This is a genomic window from Lutibacter sp., assembly GCF_021647475.1.
GTDB lineage: Bacteria > Bacteroidota > Bacteroidia > Flavobacteriales > Flavobacteriaceae > Lutibacter.
The window spans coordinates 42,130-62,214 of the sequence record NZ_JAKIUR010000006.1 but is presented as its reverse complement, the minus strand read 5'-3'; the positions used below and the strand labels follow the sequence as shown (position 1 = coordinate 62,214).

10 protein-coding genes are annotated in these 20,085 nt (G+C 29.2%); 5 read left to right on the top strand and 5 right to left on the bottom strand.

Going from position 1 to position 20,085, the window contains the following annotated elements; translation table 11 throughout:
* Positions 1–24: 24 nt before the first annotated feature.
* Positions 25–2,301, bottom strand: coding sequence for an NADP-dependent malic enzyme (locus L3J60_RS02605; protein WP_291973927.1), 2,277 nt, complete (start codon positions 2,299–2,301; stop codon positions 25–27).
* Positions 2,302–3,418: 1,117 nt separating this feature from the next.
* Between L3J60_RS02605 and L3J60_RS02600 the strand changes: the two genes are divergently transcribed.
* Complete coding sequence (locus tag L3J60_RS02600) at positions 3,419–6,157, top strand: UPF0182 family protein (RefSeq protein ID WP_291973926.1); 2,739 nt, start codon at positions 3,419–3,421, stop codon at positions 6,155–6,157.
* A 269-nt stretch (positions 6,158–6,426) separates the two neighbouring features.
* On the opposite strand, the gene L3J60_RS02595 is transcribed toward L3J60_RS02600, so the two are convergent.
* The 4 genes from L3J60_RS02595 to L3J60_RS02580 are packed head-to-tail and all read right to left on the bottom strand — an operon-like array spanning position 6,427 to position 12,297.
* On the bottom strand, positions 6,427–7,287 hold the full coding sequence (locus L3J60_RS02595) for a carbohydrate kinase (protein ID WP_291973925.1): 861 nt from the start codon (positions 7,285–7,287) through the stop codon (positions 6,427–6,429).
* 12 nt (positions 7,288–7,299) lie between these two features.
* Positions 7,300–8,730 carry a sucrose phosphorylase gene (gene gtfA / locus L3J60_RS02590; RefSeq protein ID WP_291973924.1) on the bottom strand — a complete coding sequence of 477 codons (1,431 nt, stop codon included), beginning with the start codon at positions 8,728–8,730 and terminating at the stop codon, positions 7,300–7,302.
* Between the two features lie 25 nt (positions 8,731–8,755).
* Positions 8,756–11,011 carry a glycosyl hydrolase family 65 protein gene (locus L3J60_RS02585; protein WP_291973923.1) on the bottom strand — a complete coding sequence of 752 codons (2,256 nt, stop codon included), beginning with the start codon at positions 11,009–11,011 and terminating at the stop codon, positions 8,756–8,758.
* 47 nt (positions 11,012–11,058) lie between these two features.
* On the bottom strand, positions 11,059–12,297 hold the full coding sequence (locus L3J60_RS02580; RefSeq protein ID WP_291973922.1) for an MFS transporter: 1,239 nt from the start codon (positions 12,295–12,297) through the stop codon (positions 11,059–11,061).
* A gap of 341 nt (positions 12,298–12,638) precedes the next feature.
* Between L3J60_RS02580 and L3J60_RS02575 the strand changes: the two genes are divergently transcribed.
* From L3J60_RS02575 to L3J60_RS02560, 4 genes are all read left to right on the top strand, one after another.
* Positions 12,639–13,907 carry a HAMP domain-containing sensor histidine kinase gene (locus L3J60_RS02575; RefSeq protein WP_291973921.1) on the top strand — a complete coding sequence of 423 codons (1,269 nt, stop codon included), beginning with the start codon at positions 12,639–12,641 and terminating at the stop codon, positions 13,905–13,907.
* 3 nt (positions 13,908–13,910) lie between these two features.
* On the top strand, positions 13,911–14,603 hold the full coding sequence (locus L3J60_RS02570) for a response regulator transcription factor (protein WP_291973920.1): 693 nt from the start codon (positions 13,911–13,913) through the stop codon (positions 14,601–14,603).
* Between the two features lie 751 nt (positions 14,604–15,354).
* Complete coding sequence (locus tag L3J60_RS02565; RefSeq protein WP_291973919.1) at positions 15,355–18,477, top strand: SusC/RagA family TonB-linked outer membrane protein; 3,123 nt, start codon at positions 15,355–15,357, stop codon at positions 18,475–18,477.
* Positions 18,478–18,488: 11 nt separating this feature from the next.
* Complete coding sequence (locus L3J60_RS02560) at positions 18,489–20,057, top strand: RagB/SusD family nutrient uptake outer membrane protein (protein ID WP_291973918.1); 1,569 nt, start codon at positions 18,489–18,491, stop codon at positions 20,055–20,057.
* Positions 20,058–20,085: the final 28 nt, after the last annotated feature.

Below are 20,085 nucleotides of genomic sequence, written 5' to 3'. Positions count from 1 at the left end.
AATAAATGTTCAAATGTAAATAAATTATTTGTTTTTATCCATGTCTTGAGCATGAACAATTGCAACACTTGCAATATTAACAATTTCATCAACACTTGCACCTAATTGAATAATGTGTACTGGTTTTTTTAATCCCATAATTATTGGTCCAATAGAATCAATTTGATTAAATTCTTTCATTAATTTATAACCAATATTAGCTGCTTCTAAATTTGGGAATATTAATCCGTTTACTTTTTCTCCGTTTAATTTAGAAAAAGGAAATTTTTCTTTTAACATTGCTGGATTTAACGCAAAATCTGCTTGTACTTCTCCATCTACTTTTATGGATGGAAATTTGCGATGCATAAGTTCAACAGCTTTTGTAATTTTAGCAGTTAACGGTGTGTTTGTAGAGCCAAAATTAGAAAATGAAAGCATTGCTAAAACTGGATCAAATCCAAACATTTTCATCACCAAGCTAGTCATATAACCAATATTTGCCAATTCTTCAGCATTTGGATCAATGTTTATAGCCGTGTCAGAGAAAAATATTGGACCTCGTTTAGTCAACATTATATTGGTTGCAGCAATTCGCCTAACCCCTTTATCTTTCCCTATTAATTCAATCATAGGTTTTACTACCGTTGGGTATGCCCTTGAATAACCTGTTATTAATGATTCTGCTTCTCCTTCATTAATCATCATTGCGGCAAAATAGTTTCGTTCTCTCATCCATTTTTGAGCATCAATATAAGTAATACCTTTTCGTTGTCTTTTTTTCCAAAAAATATCAGCATAACGATTTCTTCTTTCTTTTTCTTCTTCTGATTTTGGATCAATTATTGGTAAATCTGCATCAAATTTTATTTCTTCTTTTAACTCAAGGATTGTTTGTTTATCACCCATTAAAATAGGTTTTCCAATTCCATCGTCATAAACAATTTGAGCGGCTTTTAAAACATTTAATTGATCTGCTTCAGCAAATATTATAGTTTTTGGATCAGATTTAGCTCTACCCATTAGCATTCTCATAAATTTACTACCTGTTCCTAAACGTTGTGCCAATGAATCTTTATAAGCTTCCCAATCTTTAATTGGTTTTTTTGCAATTCCTGATTCCATCGCTGCTTTAGCAACAGCAGGTGGAATTTCAGTAATTAAACGGTGATCAAATGGTTTTGGAATGATGTAATCTTTTCCAAATTCAATATTTTTTACATTATAAGTTTTTATAACTTGTTCTGGAACAGGTTGTTTTGTCAATTCTGCTAAAGCATAAACCGCAGCCAATTTCATTTCTTCATTAATACCTGTTGCTCTTACATCTAGTGCTCCTCTAAAAATATAAGGAAACCCTAAAATATTATTTACTTGATTAGGATAATCTGACCTTCCAGTAGCCATAATAATATCTTCTCTAGCTTTAATTGCTACTTCGTATTCTATTTCAGGATCAGGATTTGCCAATGCAAAAACAACAGGATCATGTGCCATTGTTTTTAACATTTCAGGAGTTACTAAACCACCTTTTGATAAGCCTAAAAATACATCAGCACCAACCATAGCTTCTTCTAAAGTATGTAAATCTCTTGCTGTTGCAAATTCTTGTTTTTGTGTTGATAAATTTGATCTATCATTTCTAATAACACCTTTGCTATCGCACATTACAATATTTTTAGGTTTAATACCTAATTTTTTATATAATCTAGAGCAAGAGATTGCGGCTGCACCTGCACCACTAACTACTACTTTTGCCTCCTCTATTTTTTTATTGGTAAGCTCTAAAACGTTAATTAAAGCTGCCGAAGAAATAATAGCTGTTCCGTGCTGGTCATCATGCATAATTGGAATATCCAACTCTTCTTTTAACCTTCTTTCTATTTCAAAAGCTTCAGGAGCTTTAATATCTTCTAAATTAATTCCTCCAAATGTTGGAGCAATATTTTTTACTGTTTCAATAAATTTATCAATATCATGAGTATCAACTTCAATATCAAACACATCAATATCGGCAAATATTTTAAAAAGTAATCCTTTACCTTCCATAACAGGTTTACCTGCCATAGCACCAATATCTCCTAAACCTAACACAGCTGTTCCATTTGAAATCACAGCTACTAAATTTCCTTTAGCCGTATATTTATATACATCATCTGGATTTTTTTCAATTTCCAAACAAGGTTCTGCAACCCCTGGTGAATAGGCAAGTGATAAGTCTTTTTGAGTTGCATGTTTTTTAGTTGGGATTACTTCAATTTTTCCAGGAGTAGGGAATTCGTGATAGTTTAAAGCTTCGCTTCGCTTTTTAGAATTACTCATAATATTTTCTATTTGAAATCTTGAACAAAGATAACTAGTTTTATAAGATAAATTTAGAATAACACGTTATAATTCTTTGTTATGTAACCTTAAGAACTTTATCTTTTTTTCTAACTTATTTCAAAATAGTATTCTTATTATTGATAAAATTTAATACAGACATTTGTTTGTTATTTTTTTTTATTACATCTCATAAAATACATCAAGCTATTAAAAGTTATAAGAAATTCAATTCACTTTATCCTAATTCTAAAAGAGTAGAATTGATAATTCAAAATGTTATAAATCTTTATGAAGAAGAAACTAATTTTTGAGGTCAGTAGTTAAATATACTATGTAAGTTTTAATTCCAATAATAGTGTCAGGTCGAGCGGAGTCGAGACCTAATTAGTGTACCAATAGTTCTCGACTCTGCTCGAACAGACTTTTTTTAGTTTTGTAATCTAATGATAATGAGATAATTAATTAACCCGTTGTGCATTTTGATAAAATTTCGTCAATTCGAGTGAATTTTAGCCTTTTTAGGCTTAAAATTAGTATCGAGAATAGGTTTTTTATTTAAAAACAGCCATTCTCGATACAATTTTTGATAAAAAATTACCTGCCTTGCCGTCAGGCAGGCTACCATTGACATCTTATTTAACTAATTAAAAATCATAATCTAAGTTAGATTATGATTTTTTTTAGAATTGTCATTCCTGCGTAGGCAGGAATGACAGACTTATTTAAAATTCGTAATGTCATTACAGCCACTTGAGAAAATTTTGGTCTCAATCCTCGAATTGACGTAACAGTAAGTTTAAAGAGTCAAAATGGCACAACGAGTTTAATTATTATTTTTAGTTATGTAACTAACTACTGACCTCTAACCAATTTAATATTAGGTCAAATATTAAAAAACTTTTAAAAATGCCACCGTAATATTTCAAAATGATGTATAAACAATAATATTTAAAGTTTAAAGATCTATTGTTTTTGTGATAAGTATTTTATACTTAACTTTACCAGTTGATAATTTTTATTGCTTCAGAATAAAATTCAAATTATTGATTTAAGGTACTGCAAAGGTATTTTACTTTAACCCGTTTTTATTAATTATATCAAAAAAACAAAAATTATGAAAAAATATAAAAATATACTTTTTACAGTAATATTATTAATTTTTATTACTTATTTACTCGGCTTGTTTATTGACTATTATGGCACTTGGCTTTGGTTCAAAAACATGGGTTACAATTCTGTATTTGACACAATTGTAACAACTCAAATTGTATCATTCTTTGTGTTTTTTATAATTTTTGTTTTGTTTTCTAGCTTTCATATTCGCCTTGCATATCATAGAGGAAGTAGTAGCAGAAATAATTATTCAATTCCAAAAGACGATCCAAGACAACTAATTTTATCGTTATATCAAAGTAAAAAAATTGTATGGCTTTGGGCTGTTATAATATTTTTCTTTGCAGTTACAATGGGTTCTTTTGCATCAGGTTACTGGAATGAATTTTTAAAGTTTTTCCATTCCTCTTCTTTTAATTTAAAAGAACCAATTTTTGGTATAGATGCAGGTTTTTACATATTTAAACTTCCTGTTTATCAATTTATTGTGAGTTGGTATATTTTTATGGTAGTTATAACTTCTATCGCTGTTTTATTCTCTTACTTTATTGATAATGCTTTTAATGTTACAGATGGTAATTTTAATATTACTAAAAAGGTAAAAACCCATTTAACCCAATTGGCTGCATTTTTTGCGTTGGGGTTTTCAGCACTTTATCTTATTAAATTATTTAATATCTTATATTCATCTAATGGAGTAGCTTATGGACCTTCTTATATGGATATACATGCTCAAATTCCCGCTTACTGGGCTATTTTTGGTGTTAGTTTAATTATTACTATTCTTTTATTTTTATATCCTCTTTACAAAAAAAGAAAAATTATTTTTTCTGCTTTAGGATTATGGGTTTTAGTATGGGTAGGATTTGTTTGGATTTACCCTACGGTAATTGAACAATACATTGTAAAGCCTAACGAACTAAAAAAAGAGACTCCTTATATTTTAAATAATATAAAATTTACACAAATAGCCTTTGGCTTGGATAAAATTAAGGTTAAAGATTTCCCTGTAACTCAAGATTTAACTTATAAAGATATTTTAGACAATCATAATACCATTAAAAATATTCGTTTATGGGATAGAAGACCTTTAATACAAACCTATAAACAATTACAAGAAATTAGATTGTATTATAATTTTAATAACGTTCAGGTTGACCGTTATCATTTTGATAAATATACTGAAGTTGCCGTGGGATCAAGAGAACTGCCAGAATCACAAATTCCTGAACGAGCACAAACTTGGGTAAACAACCATTTAATATACACACACGGATATGGTATTGTAATGAATCCTGTTAATGAAGTTACTCCAAACGGATTGCCAAAACTTATTGTGAAAAATATTCCTCCAGAATCTTCTGTAAACTTACAAGTTAAACAGCCAGCTATATATTATGGTCAAGAAACAGACCAGTTTGTTTTGGTAAATACAAAAGCTAAAGAATTTGACTACCCCAAGGGAAATGACAATAAATATACTAACTATGCGGGTAAAGGAGGCGTACAAATTTCTTCATTATTCAAACGCTTAATATTTGCTTGGAAATTCTCTGATATTAACATTCTTTTTACAGGATACCTTAGCAACCAAAGTAGAATTATGTTTAACCGAAATATTAAACAACGTGTTCAAACACTTGCCCCTTACCTTTCTTTAGACAGACAACCTTACATGGTTGTTGGTACTGATGGTAATTTATATTGGATTCAAGATGCATATACTACCAGCACCATGTTTCCATATTCAGAACCTGTTTCTCAAAATTCTTTTATAGAAGGATTTAATTATATCAAAAATTCTGTAAAAATTGTAATTAATGCCTACAACGGAAATGTTTCATTTTACGTAATTGACACTAAAGATCCATTAATTCAAACTTTTCAAAAAATATATCCTAAACTTTATAAACCTTTTAGTGATATGCCTAGTTTTTTGAAATCACATATCCGTTATCCTACTGATTTGTTTAATGCTCAGATTAAAATGTATAATGTTTACCATATGACTGATCCTAAGGTGTTTTATAATCAAGAAGATTATTGGGAAACACCAAACGAAATATATAGTAATGAAATCCAAAAAATGTTTCCTTATTATATAATTATGCGATTACCAAAAACAAAAAATGAAGAATTTATTTTGATGTTACCATTAACACCTTCTAAAAAAGATAATATGATTGCATGGTTATGTGCCAGATCTGATGCCCCTAATTATGGTGAATTAATTGTTTATACACTACCAAAAGAAAAATTAATTTATGGACCTATGCAAATTGAAGCTAGAATTAACCAAAAACCAGATATTTCTTCCGAACTAACACTCTGGGGTCAGAAAGGCTCGCAAGTAATTAAAGGCAATCAATTGGTTATTCCTATAAAAAATTCATTTATATATGTAGAACCAATATATCTGTTCTCAGAAAGCGGTCAAATTCCTGAATTGAAAAGAGTTATTGTTGCTTATAAAGATAAAATTGAAATGAGAAAAACGCTTGATGAGGCACTAAAAGCTATTTTTAATATTCAAACTACCCAAACAATTTTGCCAAATCAGCCTTTGTCAACACAAATTAATGGAAGCTCTGTTATTTCTATTGATGCACAAAAAGCACTTGAGCATTATAATAAAGCATTTAGCTTTTTAGAAAAGGGCAATTTGGAAGGTTTTGGAAAAGAATTAAAACAGACAAAGTCAATTCTATCAAAAATGGCTACATCAAAGAAGGATAACTAACTTAAATTTATATAATTTTTCTTAATTTAAAAACCCATTGGATAAATAATATATTTAAACCAATGGGTTTTTAAATTAAGAATTGCAGGTACACTTGTATTTAAATTTAGTAATTGGTTTTGTAATCAGTAGTTTTTCCAATCATTATCTTTAAAAAATTGTTCAAATTTCTATCAGTTGTGTTAAGTTATTGAATAGAGGATTGTAACAACAAGGTCTTTTATATACTTATTTTAAATTAATTTACGCTTAATAGCTATAGAAATAAACTAAATATTAGTTGGAGTTGCACCTTTATTAGCACAGACTTTCGCCGCATGCATTACAGCATCTTTATGAATTTTTATTAAAGTGTTTTTATTTAATATTCCCATTACCATTGCTGCTGTAAATGAATCTCCAGCTCCAATAGTATCTATAACTTTTATTTTTGGAACAGCCAATTTTGAAATTTTATCTTTATGAAATATTAAACTTCCTTTTGAACCATTAGTTAATGCTAAATACTTTAGGTTATATTTATTTAAAAGTTGTTTGCAACATTCTTCCTGATTTCCTTTTAAATTGAACATTTTAGTTAAAACAATTAGTTCTTCATCATTTAATTTTAAAACATTCGCTGCTTTTAAAGAACTTTCAATTATTTCTTTGGAATAGTACAAAGCTCTTAAGTTTATGTCAAATACTTTCAAAGCATGTTCTGGTACTAAACTCAGCACTTTTTTGATGGTTTTTAAAGAAGTTATTGATCGTTGTGACAGCGTACCAAAACAAATAGCATCTGCATTTTCTATTATAGGAATAGCTTCTTTTTGCAATTTAATAAAATCCCAAGCTACATTTTCATGAATTATATAGGATGGTATTCCGCTTTTAAGTGCTACAGAAACTGTTCCTGTTGGATAGTTAACTTTATTAACTGAACAATTAATATTCCTCTTATTTAAAACAGCTATAATTTCTTCACCAAGATTATCATTCCCAATGGCACTGATTATAAAGGACTTTGCTCCAAAATATTTTGTGTGGTAAACAAAATTTGCTGGAGCACCACCCAACTCTTTTCCTTCTGGTAGTATATCCCAAAGTAACTCTCCAATTCCAATAACGTTAAATACTGAATTTTCCATTACTTATATTTTCTATTTTGAATAATTAATTTGCATTTTCATTAAAATTAAATCTACCTTAAGTTCAGCCCAATCTTCATTTAAAATCCATTTTATATGTAAGATGTTTTCTTTAGTTTCTAATAACTGAAATTCTCCATTAAAAGCAATATGATTATTTCTCAACAACATCAATTCTTTTAATTTTATAAAATAAGTAGCTATTATTTTTTGATTAATTTCACTTTTTGTAAAATAATGTCGATTAATATCTCGTCCTACATTTGTTTTTTGAAGTAATTCCAAGTCATTTTCGCCTGCGAATAAACCCACATAATACACTTGTGGAATTCCAGGAACAAAAAACTGAATGGCACGTGCTATTAAATAATCATTTTCATTTTTTGCTAGAGCTTCAAAAAAAGTGCAATTTACTTGATATAAATCTAAATTAGATGCGGCTACACCTGTTGCTTTTAAACTACTTTTTTTACTATTATTATGTATTTTATTTACAATTTTATCTACCGTAACATCATCTATTAATCCTGGAATTCCATTTTCAGAAGCCACATCAACAATACCAATTCCATCATGAGTATCCAAAACTGTAATTACATTTTTAGGGCTAATTTTTAACCATTTTTTTAAGTTGTTCGAATTTTTATTAAAAATGGTATCTAAAACCAATAAAGGCAATGCAAAATCATAAACATAATCTACCTGTTTAGCAATTTCAATTTGAGTTTTATAATGCGAATGCACTTCAACTAACACTTCAATATTTTTACTTTTAGCTTTTTTGGTTAAATTGCCAATAAACTCAAAAGTTTCATCAATCATAAAACAAGAAGTTCCTTGTTTTTTAATAGCATAGCCTGCAGCATCCAAACGAATCATGGAAATACCTGCTTTCTGAAATGTAATTAGAATATTATCTAAATAACTAGTTCCTAATTTACTATAAACATCAATATCAATTTGATTAGTAGTAAAAGTAGTCCAAATTAATTTTTTTGATCCGTCAGCAAAGTCAAATGAAGTAAAAGGAAATCCTGGTCGCGGTCTATAAACCATTAACAAATCTTGCTCCGAAGCACCTTTTGGAAACACCTTATCATAAGTTAAAAATAACGACTTATATGCAGAATTTCCCCCTTTTTCAAGATAATCTTTAAAGGCTATTGATTTTGCTGATACATGATTTACAATTAAATCGGCCATAATAGCTACTTCAGAACTTAATTCTTTTATGTCATTCCAAGTACCTAATCTTTTATCAACTTGCTGATGGTCAATTGGATCAAACCCTGCATCTTCTCCATCAAATGGATAAAAAAAAGGAAGGAGATGAACACCTCCAAAAAGTCCTTTTAATTCAGTTGTTAAAAGAGATTTTAATTCATTAGTGTTTTTACATCCAATTCGGTTAATATACGTTATTAATTGAATTTTATTTTTCAAGAATACTATTATTTATAAATTATACTTAACTGATTTTCATTATTTTATCATCAATATTTACATTTAACGGAGCTCCTTTTTCTAAGGTTATTTGAATGCCATCTTGCGATAATAAACAATCTAAAACCCTATTTTTAAATTTTATTTTAAATTGTAAATATTTCCATTTTTTTGGTAAATGAGGATGAAAATTTAGCTCGCTATTAACCACTCGCATACCAGCAAAACCAAAAACTATGGACATCCAAGAACCACCCATACAAGCCGTATGAATACCATCTTTAGTGTTGTGATGCAAATTATCAATATCTAAACGTGCGGTATTCATAAAATAATTATAAGCTTTATCATATTCTCCAATACGATTTGCCATAATACTAAATATACAAGTAGATAAAGAAGAATCGTGGGTTGTTATTTTTTCGTAATAATTATAATCGTTTTCAATGGCTTCTAAACTACTTTCGTTTTCTAATAAAAAGTGTCCCAAAATAGTATCTGCTTGTTTACAAACTTGATGACGATATAAAGTTAATGGATGATAATTTAACAAAAGCGGATAATTTTCTTTAGGTGTATTTTCAAAATCCCAAACTTTTTTGTTAAAGAAACTATCGTCTTGAGGGTGTAACTTTCTTTTTTTATCAAACGGTAAAAACATTGCTTTTCCTGCAGTAGAAAAATCCTTTAATTCTTGATTTTTAAATTTAAGTTTTTTAACCAACTCACTTAATTTCGAATTATTTGAATTAAAAACTTCATTCCAAATATCACCTATTTGTACAAATAAATTTTTAGTTAATACGTTGGTATAGTAATTGTTATTTACAATACATGTATATTCATCAGGCCCTGTAACCGAATCAATACAAAACTTACCATCACTTTCTCTAAAATGCCCAATATGATACATTAACCTAGCAATTTCAATCAGCATTTCTAAGCCTTTATCTACCATAAATGCAATATCGTCAGTTACACTATAATACTGAATGATGGAATAAGCAATATCAACATTTATATGATACTGAGCGGTACCTGCTGGGAAAAATGGTGAGCATTCGTCACCGGCAATGGTTCTCCAAGGGTATAATGCACCAATATTATGACCCATTTGACATGCTCTTTTTCGTGCAAAATCTAAAATATTAAATCGATAATTTAATAGGTTTTTAGCTAAATCAGGATTAGTAAATAAAAAGAATGGAAAAATATAAATTTCGGTATCCCAAAAATAATGCCCTTCATAACCTTCACCAGATAATCCTTTAGCTGAAATATTACTCCATCTATCTTTACCTACGGATTGCACTAAATGAAATAAATTAAATCGCAATCCTTGCTGCATTTTTTCATCTCCTTCAATTTTAACATCGGCTAATTTCCAAAAATCATTTAAATATTTTTTTTGCAAATCAGCATAATATCCATAGTTATTGCTAATTACATCATTAAGAATGGCCTTATTTTGTTCTAATTCATTTTTGTGTCGATTAGTATCGGTATAAACGGCAAATTTTGTAAAATTGAGGGTTTCTCCTTTTTGAATTGTTCCGTTAATTAAATGTATTATTTGTTTATCTTCTTTTAGCGTTTTTTCTGAAAAAGATTTAGGAATTTGATGTACAATACCCGCAACCACTTTTAAATTAGAATGTTTGGTTTTTGCCTCAATATAGGATTGATTATTTTTAGAGAGTAAATTTACAACCGATAACGCTTGTGCATTAGCAGTTCCCACCCTTGGATCATCTGTAGCAACAATATTAGAAACATTGCCATTTATAGTTGAAATCATTTCAATTTCACCTGTAAAATTTAGAGACTCAATACTAAAATTAATTAAAAACAACTCTCTTTGAAAAAAGGAAGCCAATCTTTTAAAAATTAATTTCACTTCATCTCCTTTAGGAGATTTCCAATGAATGGTTCTTGTAGAAATTCCTGTTTTAGCATTTAAAGTTCGTTCATAAAACAAGACTTCTCCTGAAAAAAGTGAAAAATTTTCACCATTAATTTTTAAATTAATTCTTTGTGTATCAATTACATTTAAAATACTTTGACTTCGATCTGGAAATCCATGAAGTTTTTCGCCATACACAATTTCTTCAGATTCATAAAAGCCGTTAATATAAATACCTCTTACGCTTGGCACATTTTTTATTACATCTTCTTCAAAACTACCACGCACTCCTAAATACCCATTTGCTGTACTAAAAAGGGTTTCTTTTAACTGATAGGATTCTTTAAAATCTGCGTCTGTTAAACTCCAATTATTCATTTTTGATATAGATTTATTTTATTTAATTGTTCTTAATAGAACAGATTTTATACTTTAATTTCAGCAGTTCTAGCTGCTTTTGCTGTTAAATTCTTTAAAATAAAGAATGAAATTATTAATAATCCCATTGGAATTAACAAAAAATAAAAAGCTTTACCAGCTCCCATATTTTTAAACAACCAACCAATAATTCTTGATCCTAAAGTACCTCCTAAAGCTGAAAATATAACGATTAAACCCGTCATTGGACTGTGCAATTTTTTTGGCAAAACACTTAAAATAGCAGAGCTTAATAATGGATAAATAGGTGCAATAAACAATCCAATTACAGGAAATACATAACCGATTAAAGGAATGTCTGCTAAACTATTTATTTCAACAGGTTTTATATTAACTGTTTTTGGTAAAACAAAAACTACAATTGCCATGGCTATTAACATACTAAATGAAACCACATAAAACCATGAAAAATGTTTAGTGATTACTCCTGCTGCCAATCGTCCAATTGCCAATGAAATAGCTAAAATACTCGCCATCATAATACCAACATTTTCTGGCAATTTTAAAACCCTTGAATTAAATGTAGGCAACCAACTCATAATGCCTTGTTCCACCATTACATAAAAAAATGTACTTACTATAAATACTAATACTAATAATTTAGCCATTAAAAGCATCATTTGCTTGGCATCATCTGCTAAATTTACACCAGGAATTTCATGCCCTTCATCAAACTTTATATTCAATAATATAATAAAGGAAATTGCAGATATTGCTGCTAACAACCAATATACGTTTAACCAAGAATTTGGCTCAGATTCATTATTAAAAGCAGGAAATAAAAAATAAGCTAAGGCAATGCCAATCATAAAAACACCTTCAATAGAACTCATCATACTATTGTGTTCATGTTGGTTATTCACTACCAAGCCAATCATTGAATAAACCGAAATTTTTATTAAGGCAAAAGAAACTCCAACCGTTGCAAATAAAATTCGAGCACCCATAAAGGAATTTGAAAAATACATTTGAACACAGCCTAAAGTAACTAGAAACAATCCTATTAACATGGATTTTTTATATCCTATTCTAGGTAAAAATGAAGCTATTAAAAATGAAACAATAGCAATTGGTATATCCTTAAATAGTTCAAGCGTACTTGCTGTAACTTCATTAACCCCATAAATGTTTTGTGATTTTAAAATTACAATGCCTACGCTATTTAGTAAAATAGCAAAAACAAAATAATTTAAATACATGGATACTTTTACGCCTAAATTTCTCATAATAAGTTAGTTGACATTTATTAAACGCTTATTTTAACACAATTGAAAAACAAATGTAACTAAAATTACTAATTTAAAGTCCTTTTAAAAATAGAACTCCTTTTAATTTTATCTTATATTTATTTAATGCCTTCTAACTTTTAAATTATTCATATAAATAAAGGGATTATCTATTCCGAAAACGGTTTCGATAGATTTTTATCGGTTACTTATTTAATAAAATGAATTTGATAATCATTAAAAAATTATAATTATTAAAACCGATGCAATTCTCAATTTATTTTTATAAAACTAATTTCTTTAGTTACCTTTGAACAGCATTTATCTTTTAATTTAAAAGTTTGAAAAAAAGAAATATTTATGTTCTAGTTTTTATAATTTCAGTAATCGGATTAGTAATTACACAATATCAATACTTGAGGATTGGTTTAAACTTGGCAAATGTTCGTTTTAATCAAAACATGGGTAAAACTGTTCAAACCGTTCAAACCGATTTAAGTTATAATAATAAACTTACCTTTTTACTTGGAAAAGCCATTACAAATGATGCTACTTATTTTAAAACAGAATTAGACAGCACCAGAGAGGCTGCAAGTTATTTTCTAAATGATTTTATAGATTATAAACTCTTAGAAAATGGAATTAAAACTGATTTTTCCTATAAACTTTTTGTGAAAGACACCACGCTATTTATTACATCCAAAAACTTTGTTAATCAAAATAAAAAAGATATAAAGTACCCAATTCAACTTAAAGGTTATTTACCAAATTTAGTGCATAATAATGTTATTTTAGAAATTCGTTTTAATAAAATTAATAATTATTTTTTAGCTCAACTTAACGGACTTACTGTTCCAAGTTTTATTTTTTTATTAGCCATTATAATTATTGTTATTTGGGTTTTAAAATCATTTTATTGGCAACAAAATATTATTACTAAAACAAATGATTTTATCAATAATCTAACTCATGAGCTTAAAACTCCCGTTTTTTCAATTGGTTTGGCAACCAAAATGCTTAAGAAAAATGAAGATAAAAAAAGCAAACCCTTTTTAGATATTATTAAAAATGAAAATGAACGACTTAAAGAACAAATAGAAAATGTATTACAGTTAGCAAATTTTGATAAAAAAAATAAAAGTTTAGAATTAGAAGAAACTAATTTTCGCCCTTATCTCCAAAAATTATGTTCCGATTTCAAATTGGTCTCTAAAATGGAATACGTTGATTTTAATTTTGAAATTAAAGAAGGTGTTTACTTATTAAAATGTAATCCTACTCACCTTACCAACGCCATTAACAATTTGTTAGATAATGCTAAAAAGTATAATTCAAAACCTATTAAAATTCATTTAATTTCTGAAATAAAATCTAAAAAATTATGCATAACAATACTTGATAATGGTATTGGAATTGATAAAAAAAATCAAAAAATTATATTCAAAAAACATTATCGCATTTCTTCTGGAGATTTATATACGGTAAAAGGATATGGTTTAGGTTTATATTATGTAAAAAAAATTATTAAATTACACAAAGGAAAAATTGAGATGAAAAGTAAATTGAATCAAGAAACCAAAATAACTCTAATTTTACCCCTAATTAATTAATAAATGGAAAAATATAAACTTCTTTTAGTAGAGGATGACACCTCATTAGGGTATTTACTTACGGAATACCTTAAAATGAATAACTTTATAATTGAATGGGTAAATAGTGGTAATAAAGCTTTAACTAAATTATCTAATGATAAATTTGACTTATGCATATTAGATGTTATGATGCCTGAGATGGATGGATTTCAGCTTGCAGAAAAAATCAATCAAAAAAAAATAACCATTCCTTTTCTTTTCTTAACAGCTAGGTCTTTAAAAATTGATGCATTAAAAGGTTTTTCTTTAGGAGCAGTCGATTATATTAGAAAACCAATTGATGAAGAAGAATTAGTGATACGATTAAATCGATTATTAGGTATTTTGAATGAAAAAAAAGATAAAATTCAAGATTATCATGTTATAGGCAAATATCATTACTTTCCTTTAACTTACGAATTAAAATTTAATAACGAAAGCAGACATTTAACTGCCAGAGAAAGTGAATTGCTGTTTTATTTGTTAAAAAATAAAAATCAAATCTGTTTACATAAAGACATCTTGCAAACCATTTGGGGGAAAAATGATTATTTCAATCAAAAAAGTTTAAATGTTTTTATTACGCGATTAAGAAAATATTTAGCTAAAGATGCTTCCATTAAAATTGAAAATATTCATACCCAAGGATTTATATTGATTATCCCAGACGATTAAAATTGAACTTGATTATCCATAATTAGTAATAATAAAGAACAACGTCATGCTGAACCTGCCAGCAACAGGCGGGCTTGTTTCAGTATCTCATAGTTTTTACTAATCACCGATTTATATTGATTAGACCCTGAAACAAGTTCAGGGTGACGAACATTTTATGATTAATTACGGACAATCAATAAATTTAATTATTAGTTGCAATTTATAAAATGATTTTCCAATTATTATTATTTTAAAAATTAACCCTATTAACCTGAGTTCGACCTAAGGATTTACTTTAAATAACTGAAAATCAAAATGTCATTACGAAAATTATAAATGTAGTGCCATAATTTGAAGTAATCTTTTCATAAAAATGAGATTGCTTCCTCATTTCGCTTTGCTTCATTCATCGAAATTACGTAGCTTGTTGATTTTCAACCCAGTATTTATTTTCTTACATCGAACTCAGGTTATTAATACTTAATTTGGTCTTCTTAATATGTTTATTTACGAAACCGATTTCGTAATTTAAACAAATTAAAAAAATCACTTAACTATCTTATATTCAGTGCATTTACAATGTGAAGCGTTAAATAAATTTATAGTTTATTAACATACCATTAACTTTTTATTAATAATTAAGAAAACGTTTTAGTTTTTTTTATATATTTACATACATTTGTTCTTAACATATAAGAAACACTTATTAATAATTGTTTTTTTATGTAAAAACGTTAACCAAATTTAATATTTTACTAAATTTTAAAACATGAAAAATATGGTACTTAAAAAATTATTATTTTTAGTATTTATACTTTCTGGAAGTGTTATGATGGCTCAATCTGTTACTGGTATAGTTTCAGAAGCCAATGGTCCGCTACCAGGAGTAAATGTATCCGTAAAAGGCACAACACAAGGTGCAACAACTGATTTTGATGGTAAATACACCATTGATAATATCAGTTCTGACGCTATTCTTGTTTTTAGCTATTTAAGCTTTAAAACGCAAGAAATTAAATACACAGGTCAAGCTACTATTAACGTAGTACTTCAACCTGATTCACAATCTTTACAAGAAGTTGTAATTATTGGTTATGGTAGCACTACTAAAAAAGATGCTACTGGTGCGGTTGATGCCGTTAGTGCTAAAGACTTCAACAAGGGATCAATGGTTTCTCCTGAACAATTGCTTCAAGGAAAGTCTGCCGGGGTGCAAGTAACTCAGTCAAGTGGTGAACCAGGTGCTGGTATTAATATCAGAATTCGTGGTACATCTTCTGTTAGGTCTAATAACAATCCTCTTTTTGTAGTTGATGGTGTACCATTACCAGGAGGTGGATCTTCCGCTAGAGGTGCAGATATAGGTTTTGGTAGTAGTGCAGCTAAAAATCCGCTTGATTTTTTAAACCCTAATGATATTAAAAGTATCAGTATTTTAAAGGATGCTTCTGCAACTGCTATTTATGGTTCTAGAGGTGCAAATGGAGTTATCATTATTACTACTAAAGATGGTAAAGGGAAAATTGGAAATCAATTTGAATTTTCATCTAATCTTAGTTTTGCAACAGCAGCTAATAGTTACGACTTATTAAATGGCCCTGATTTTTTAGCAGCAGTTACACAATTTGGTGGAGATGCTTCCGCTCAAGATTTTAGTGATACTCCTTTGTGGCAATTAGTTGACACCAATCCGGAAAATCATTATACCGATTGGCAAGATGTAGTAACACGAAACGCTGTATCAACAGATCAAAACTTATCCTACTCTAAAAGCTATAAAAATGGTGCTTTAAGAGCATCTGTTGGTTATGGCAATATTCAAGGTGTTCTTGAAAAATCTAATTTAGAAAGGCTTACAGGAAGATTAAATATAAACCATCGTCTATTTAAAGATAAATTAAAATTAAACTTACAATTGACGGTTTCAAAAGTAAACAATGAAGCTCCTGGGATTAGTGATAACGCAGGTTTTCAAGGCGATTTATTAGGTGCTGCCTATGCTGCAAACCCAACTTGGCCTACTCATCTTGATTTTAATCCTGGTGGGTCAAATTTAAGTCCTTCTCAAATGTTAGCTTGGATTCAAAGTAAAACAGAAACCAATAGGGTGTTAGCTAATTTTTCTGTTATCTACGCTATTACGGATGATTTAAATGCTAAAGTAACTTTGGGTAATGACAATTCACTTTCTACTAGAGGTTCTGCCGTTTCAGGTTTAATAACTGGATTTACCAACGGTACTGGTGGTAATGGTCGTGGATCAATCAATGATGTTGATTTAAATAATCAATTAATGGAAGCCACTTTAAATTACAAAAAAGAATTCGCAAACTCAAAACTAACAGCTTTAGTAGGTTATTCATATCAAGAATTTAATAGCAAAGGAACAAATATTTCTGGTTGGGGATTTGGAACTAACAATCTTGATGATATGGTTTCTGACTTAAGTTCTTCTTCTGACGCCATTCGAAATAGTATAACAGGAAGCTTCCAGCAATTTGGATATGACACTGATGGATTATTTATTACACGGTTATTCCCAACTGTTACAACAGATAATATGGCTGCTCCAAGCGGTTTAAATGTTAATGCAATTGCTGCTGACACCTATAAAAATACAGATGAATTACAATCTTTCTTTGGAAGAGTAAATTATTCTATTAAAGATAAATATTTATTTACTGCAACATTAAGGGCTGATGGTTCTTCAAAATTTGGAGGAAACAATCAATATGGTTATTTCCCATCTGCAGCATTCGCTTGGAATATATCAGATGAAGATTTTATTTCAGATAATATTTCTACTTTGAAATTACGTTTAGGTTGGGGTATTACTGGTAACCAAGATGGTGTAGGATATGGTAACTTTATCCGTAGAGAAAGATTTGGTGGTATTAGTATTGATAATGGCGGGAACATAAATCCTCCAGGAACAAACACCGTTGCATTTGCTAATCCAGATTTAAAATGGGAGCAAACAGATCAAATAAATATTGGTGTTGACTTTGGTTTTAATAACGATCGTTTAAACGGTACTATTGATTATTATTATAAAGATACTAATAATTTTTTATTACAAAATGAAGCCGCTCAACCTTCACCTCAACCTTTCTTTTTTACCAATGTTAATGCAGATATTATAAATCAAGGAGTAGAATTATCCTTAAATTATGATGTAATTCAACAAGATGATATTACCTGGAATGTTGGTTTTAATATTGCTTATAATGATAATATGGTTAAGAATTTTGATGGACAAATACCCTTTGGTCAAATATTTGGGCAAGGATTATCTGGTGCTTATGCTCAATTGTTAGCTGAAGGTCAACCATTATTCTCATTTTATTTAAGAGATTTCCAAGGATATGACGCAAACGGTCAACAAATTGGGGATGTTCAAAAATTTGTAGGCAAAAGTGCTTTACCTGATATTAATTTAGGTATATCTTCCTCCTTTAAATATAAAAATTGGGATGCATCAGTTTCTTTAACAGGACAATATGGTGGATATATTTATAACAATACCGCAAATGCCTTCTTTACTGCGGGTAGTATTGGAAATGCTAGAAATGTTACTTATAATGTTTTAACAAGTGGTGAAGCTAGTAATAATGCTCCTGATGTTTCTACAAGATTTTTAGAAAGTGGTGATTTCTTAAGGCTACAAAATTTAACCATTGGTTATAACTTTAAATTAAAAGAATCAAGTGCTTTAAAATCTGTTAGATTGTCAGTAACTGGTCAAAACTTATTTGTTATTACACCTTATAGTGGTTTAGATCCTGAAGTAAACACTTCTAACACATTAAATAATGTTCCTTCATTAGGTGTAGATTATACCTCATACCCTACTCCTAGAACATTTACTTTTGGTTTAATTGTATCATTTTAAAAATATAAATTATGAAAATACATAAATTAAAAATACACTTTTCATTCGTAGTAATCGCTGCGGTGTTAACTGCTGTATCTTGTACTGATCTAAAAATTAAACAAACAGATTCTGTATTTGCAGACAGTTCAACAGGCGGGTTTACAGGAGTTACCAACCCTGAATCCTCCTTAGACGACTTATATAACGGTCTTTACGGTCAAATTGGAAATCAAGCAAACTTATTTGCCTTAAATGAAGTAACTACTGATGAATTTGTTGTACCTACAAGAGGTACGGATTGGGGTGATAATGGAGTTTGGAGAACTTTACATGCCCATACTTGGTCACCAATTCACTCTCAAGTTAAAGATACTTGGAATGGTTTAAATCAAACTATTTTTAACGCTGGTTTAATCATAGATGATAGAAGTTCTGCTAGTGCTCCAGTTGTTGCACAAGCTAAATTTTTAAGAGCTTTTGCTATGTTTTGGGTAAATGACATGTATGGTCAAGTTCCTTTTAGAACTCCAGACGAAGGTCCAGAGGTAAATCCAACAGTAATGACTAGAGTCGAAGCTGTAGATTTTATGATTAAAGATTTAACAGAAGCACTACCTGATTTAGCTACTCAAGGACCAAATGGAGGAAACCAAAGGGCTTCCAAAGCAGCTGCTAACTTTTTATTAGCTAAAATTTATTTAAATAAAAATATTTATTCAGGAAATGCCACTGCAGACGCTGGTGATATGAATAAAGTAATTCAATATGTAGATGCTATTACCGCTGACGGTTATAGTTTAATGTCTAATTATTTTGATATTTTTAGAGGAGATAAAGATAATGGTGGTCCAAAATTAGCCAATTCTGAAACTATTTGGTGGGCAGTTACAGGAACTGGTAATAGAATTTGGGATGGTTTACATTATAACCAAGGTGTTCCTGACAATGAAGGTGGAGGTTGGAATGGTTTCTCAACTTTAGCCGATTTCTATGATAAATTTGAAGGTAGTGCTACTTCTAATGAACCTGGAAATGGTCAAGAAGAAAGACGTGGCTTTGTTCCAACTGACGGATCACATTATGGTATTGGATTTGGTTTCTTAGTAGGTCAACAATATGATGCAACTGGTGCTAAATTAAAAGACCGTGCTGGTAATGATTTAGTATTTACTAAAGATTTCCCTGGATTAATTGGTAATAATGAAAGAACTGGTATAAGAGTAATTAAATACCATCCTGAAGATGGTGCTTTTACTAATTTTGAAATATTCTTTAGATATGCTGATGCTTATTTAATGAAAGCCGAAGCTATTATGCGTGGTGGTACTTCTTCAGAAACTGCTTTAGATATGGTTAATAATCTTAGAACTATTCGTTCTGCAACTCCACTTGCTGCTGTAACAGAGCAAACCATGTTAGATGAAAGAGGTAGAGAATTGTACAAAGAATTTTGGAGAAGAAATGATTTAATTCGATTTGGTAAATTTGCTGATGCTTGGGGATTAAAAGATGCTGATGATGCTTATAGAGCATTATTCCCAATACCATCTACTGCATTATTATCTAATCCTAATTTAACTCAAAATCCCGGATATTAATAATTAAAATTAAGTTTAAAAAGCCCTT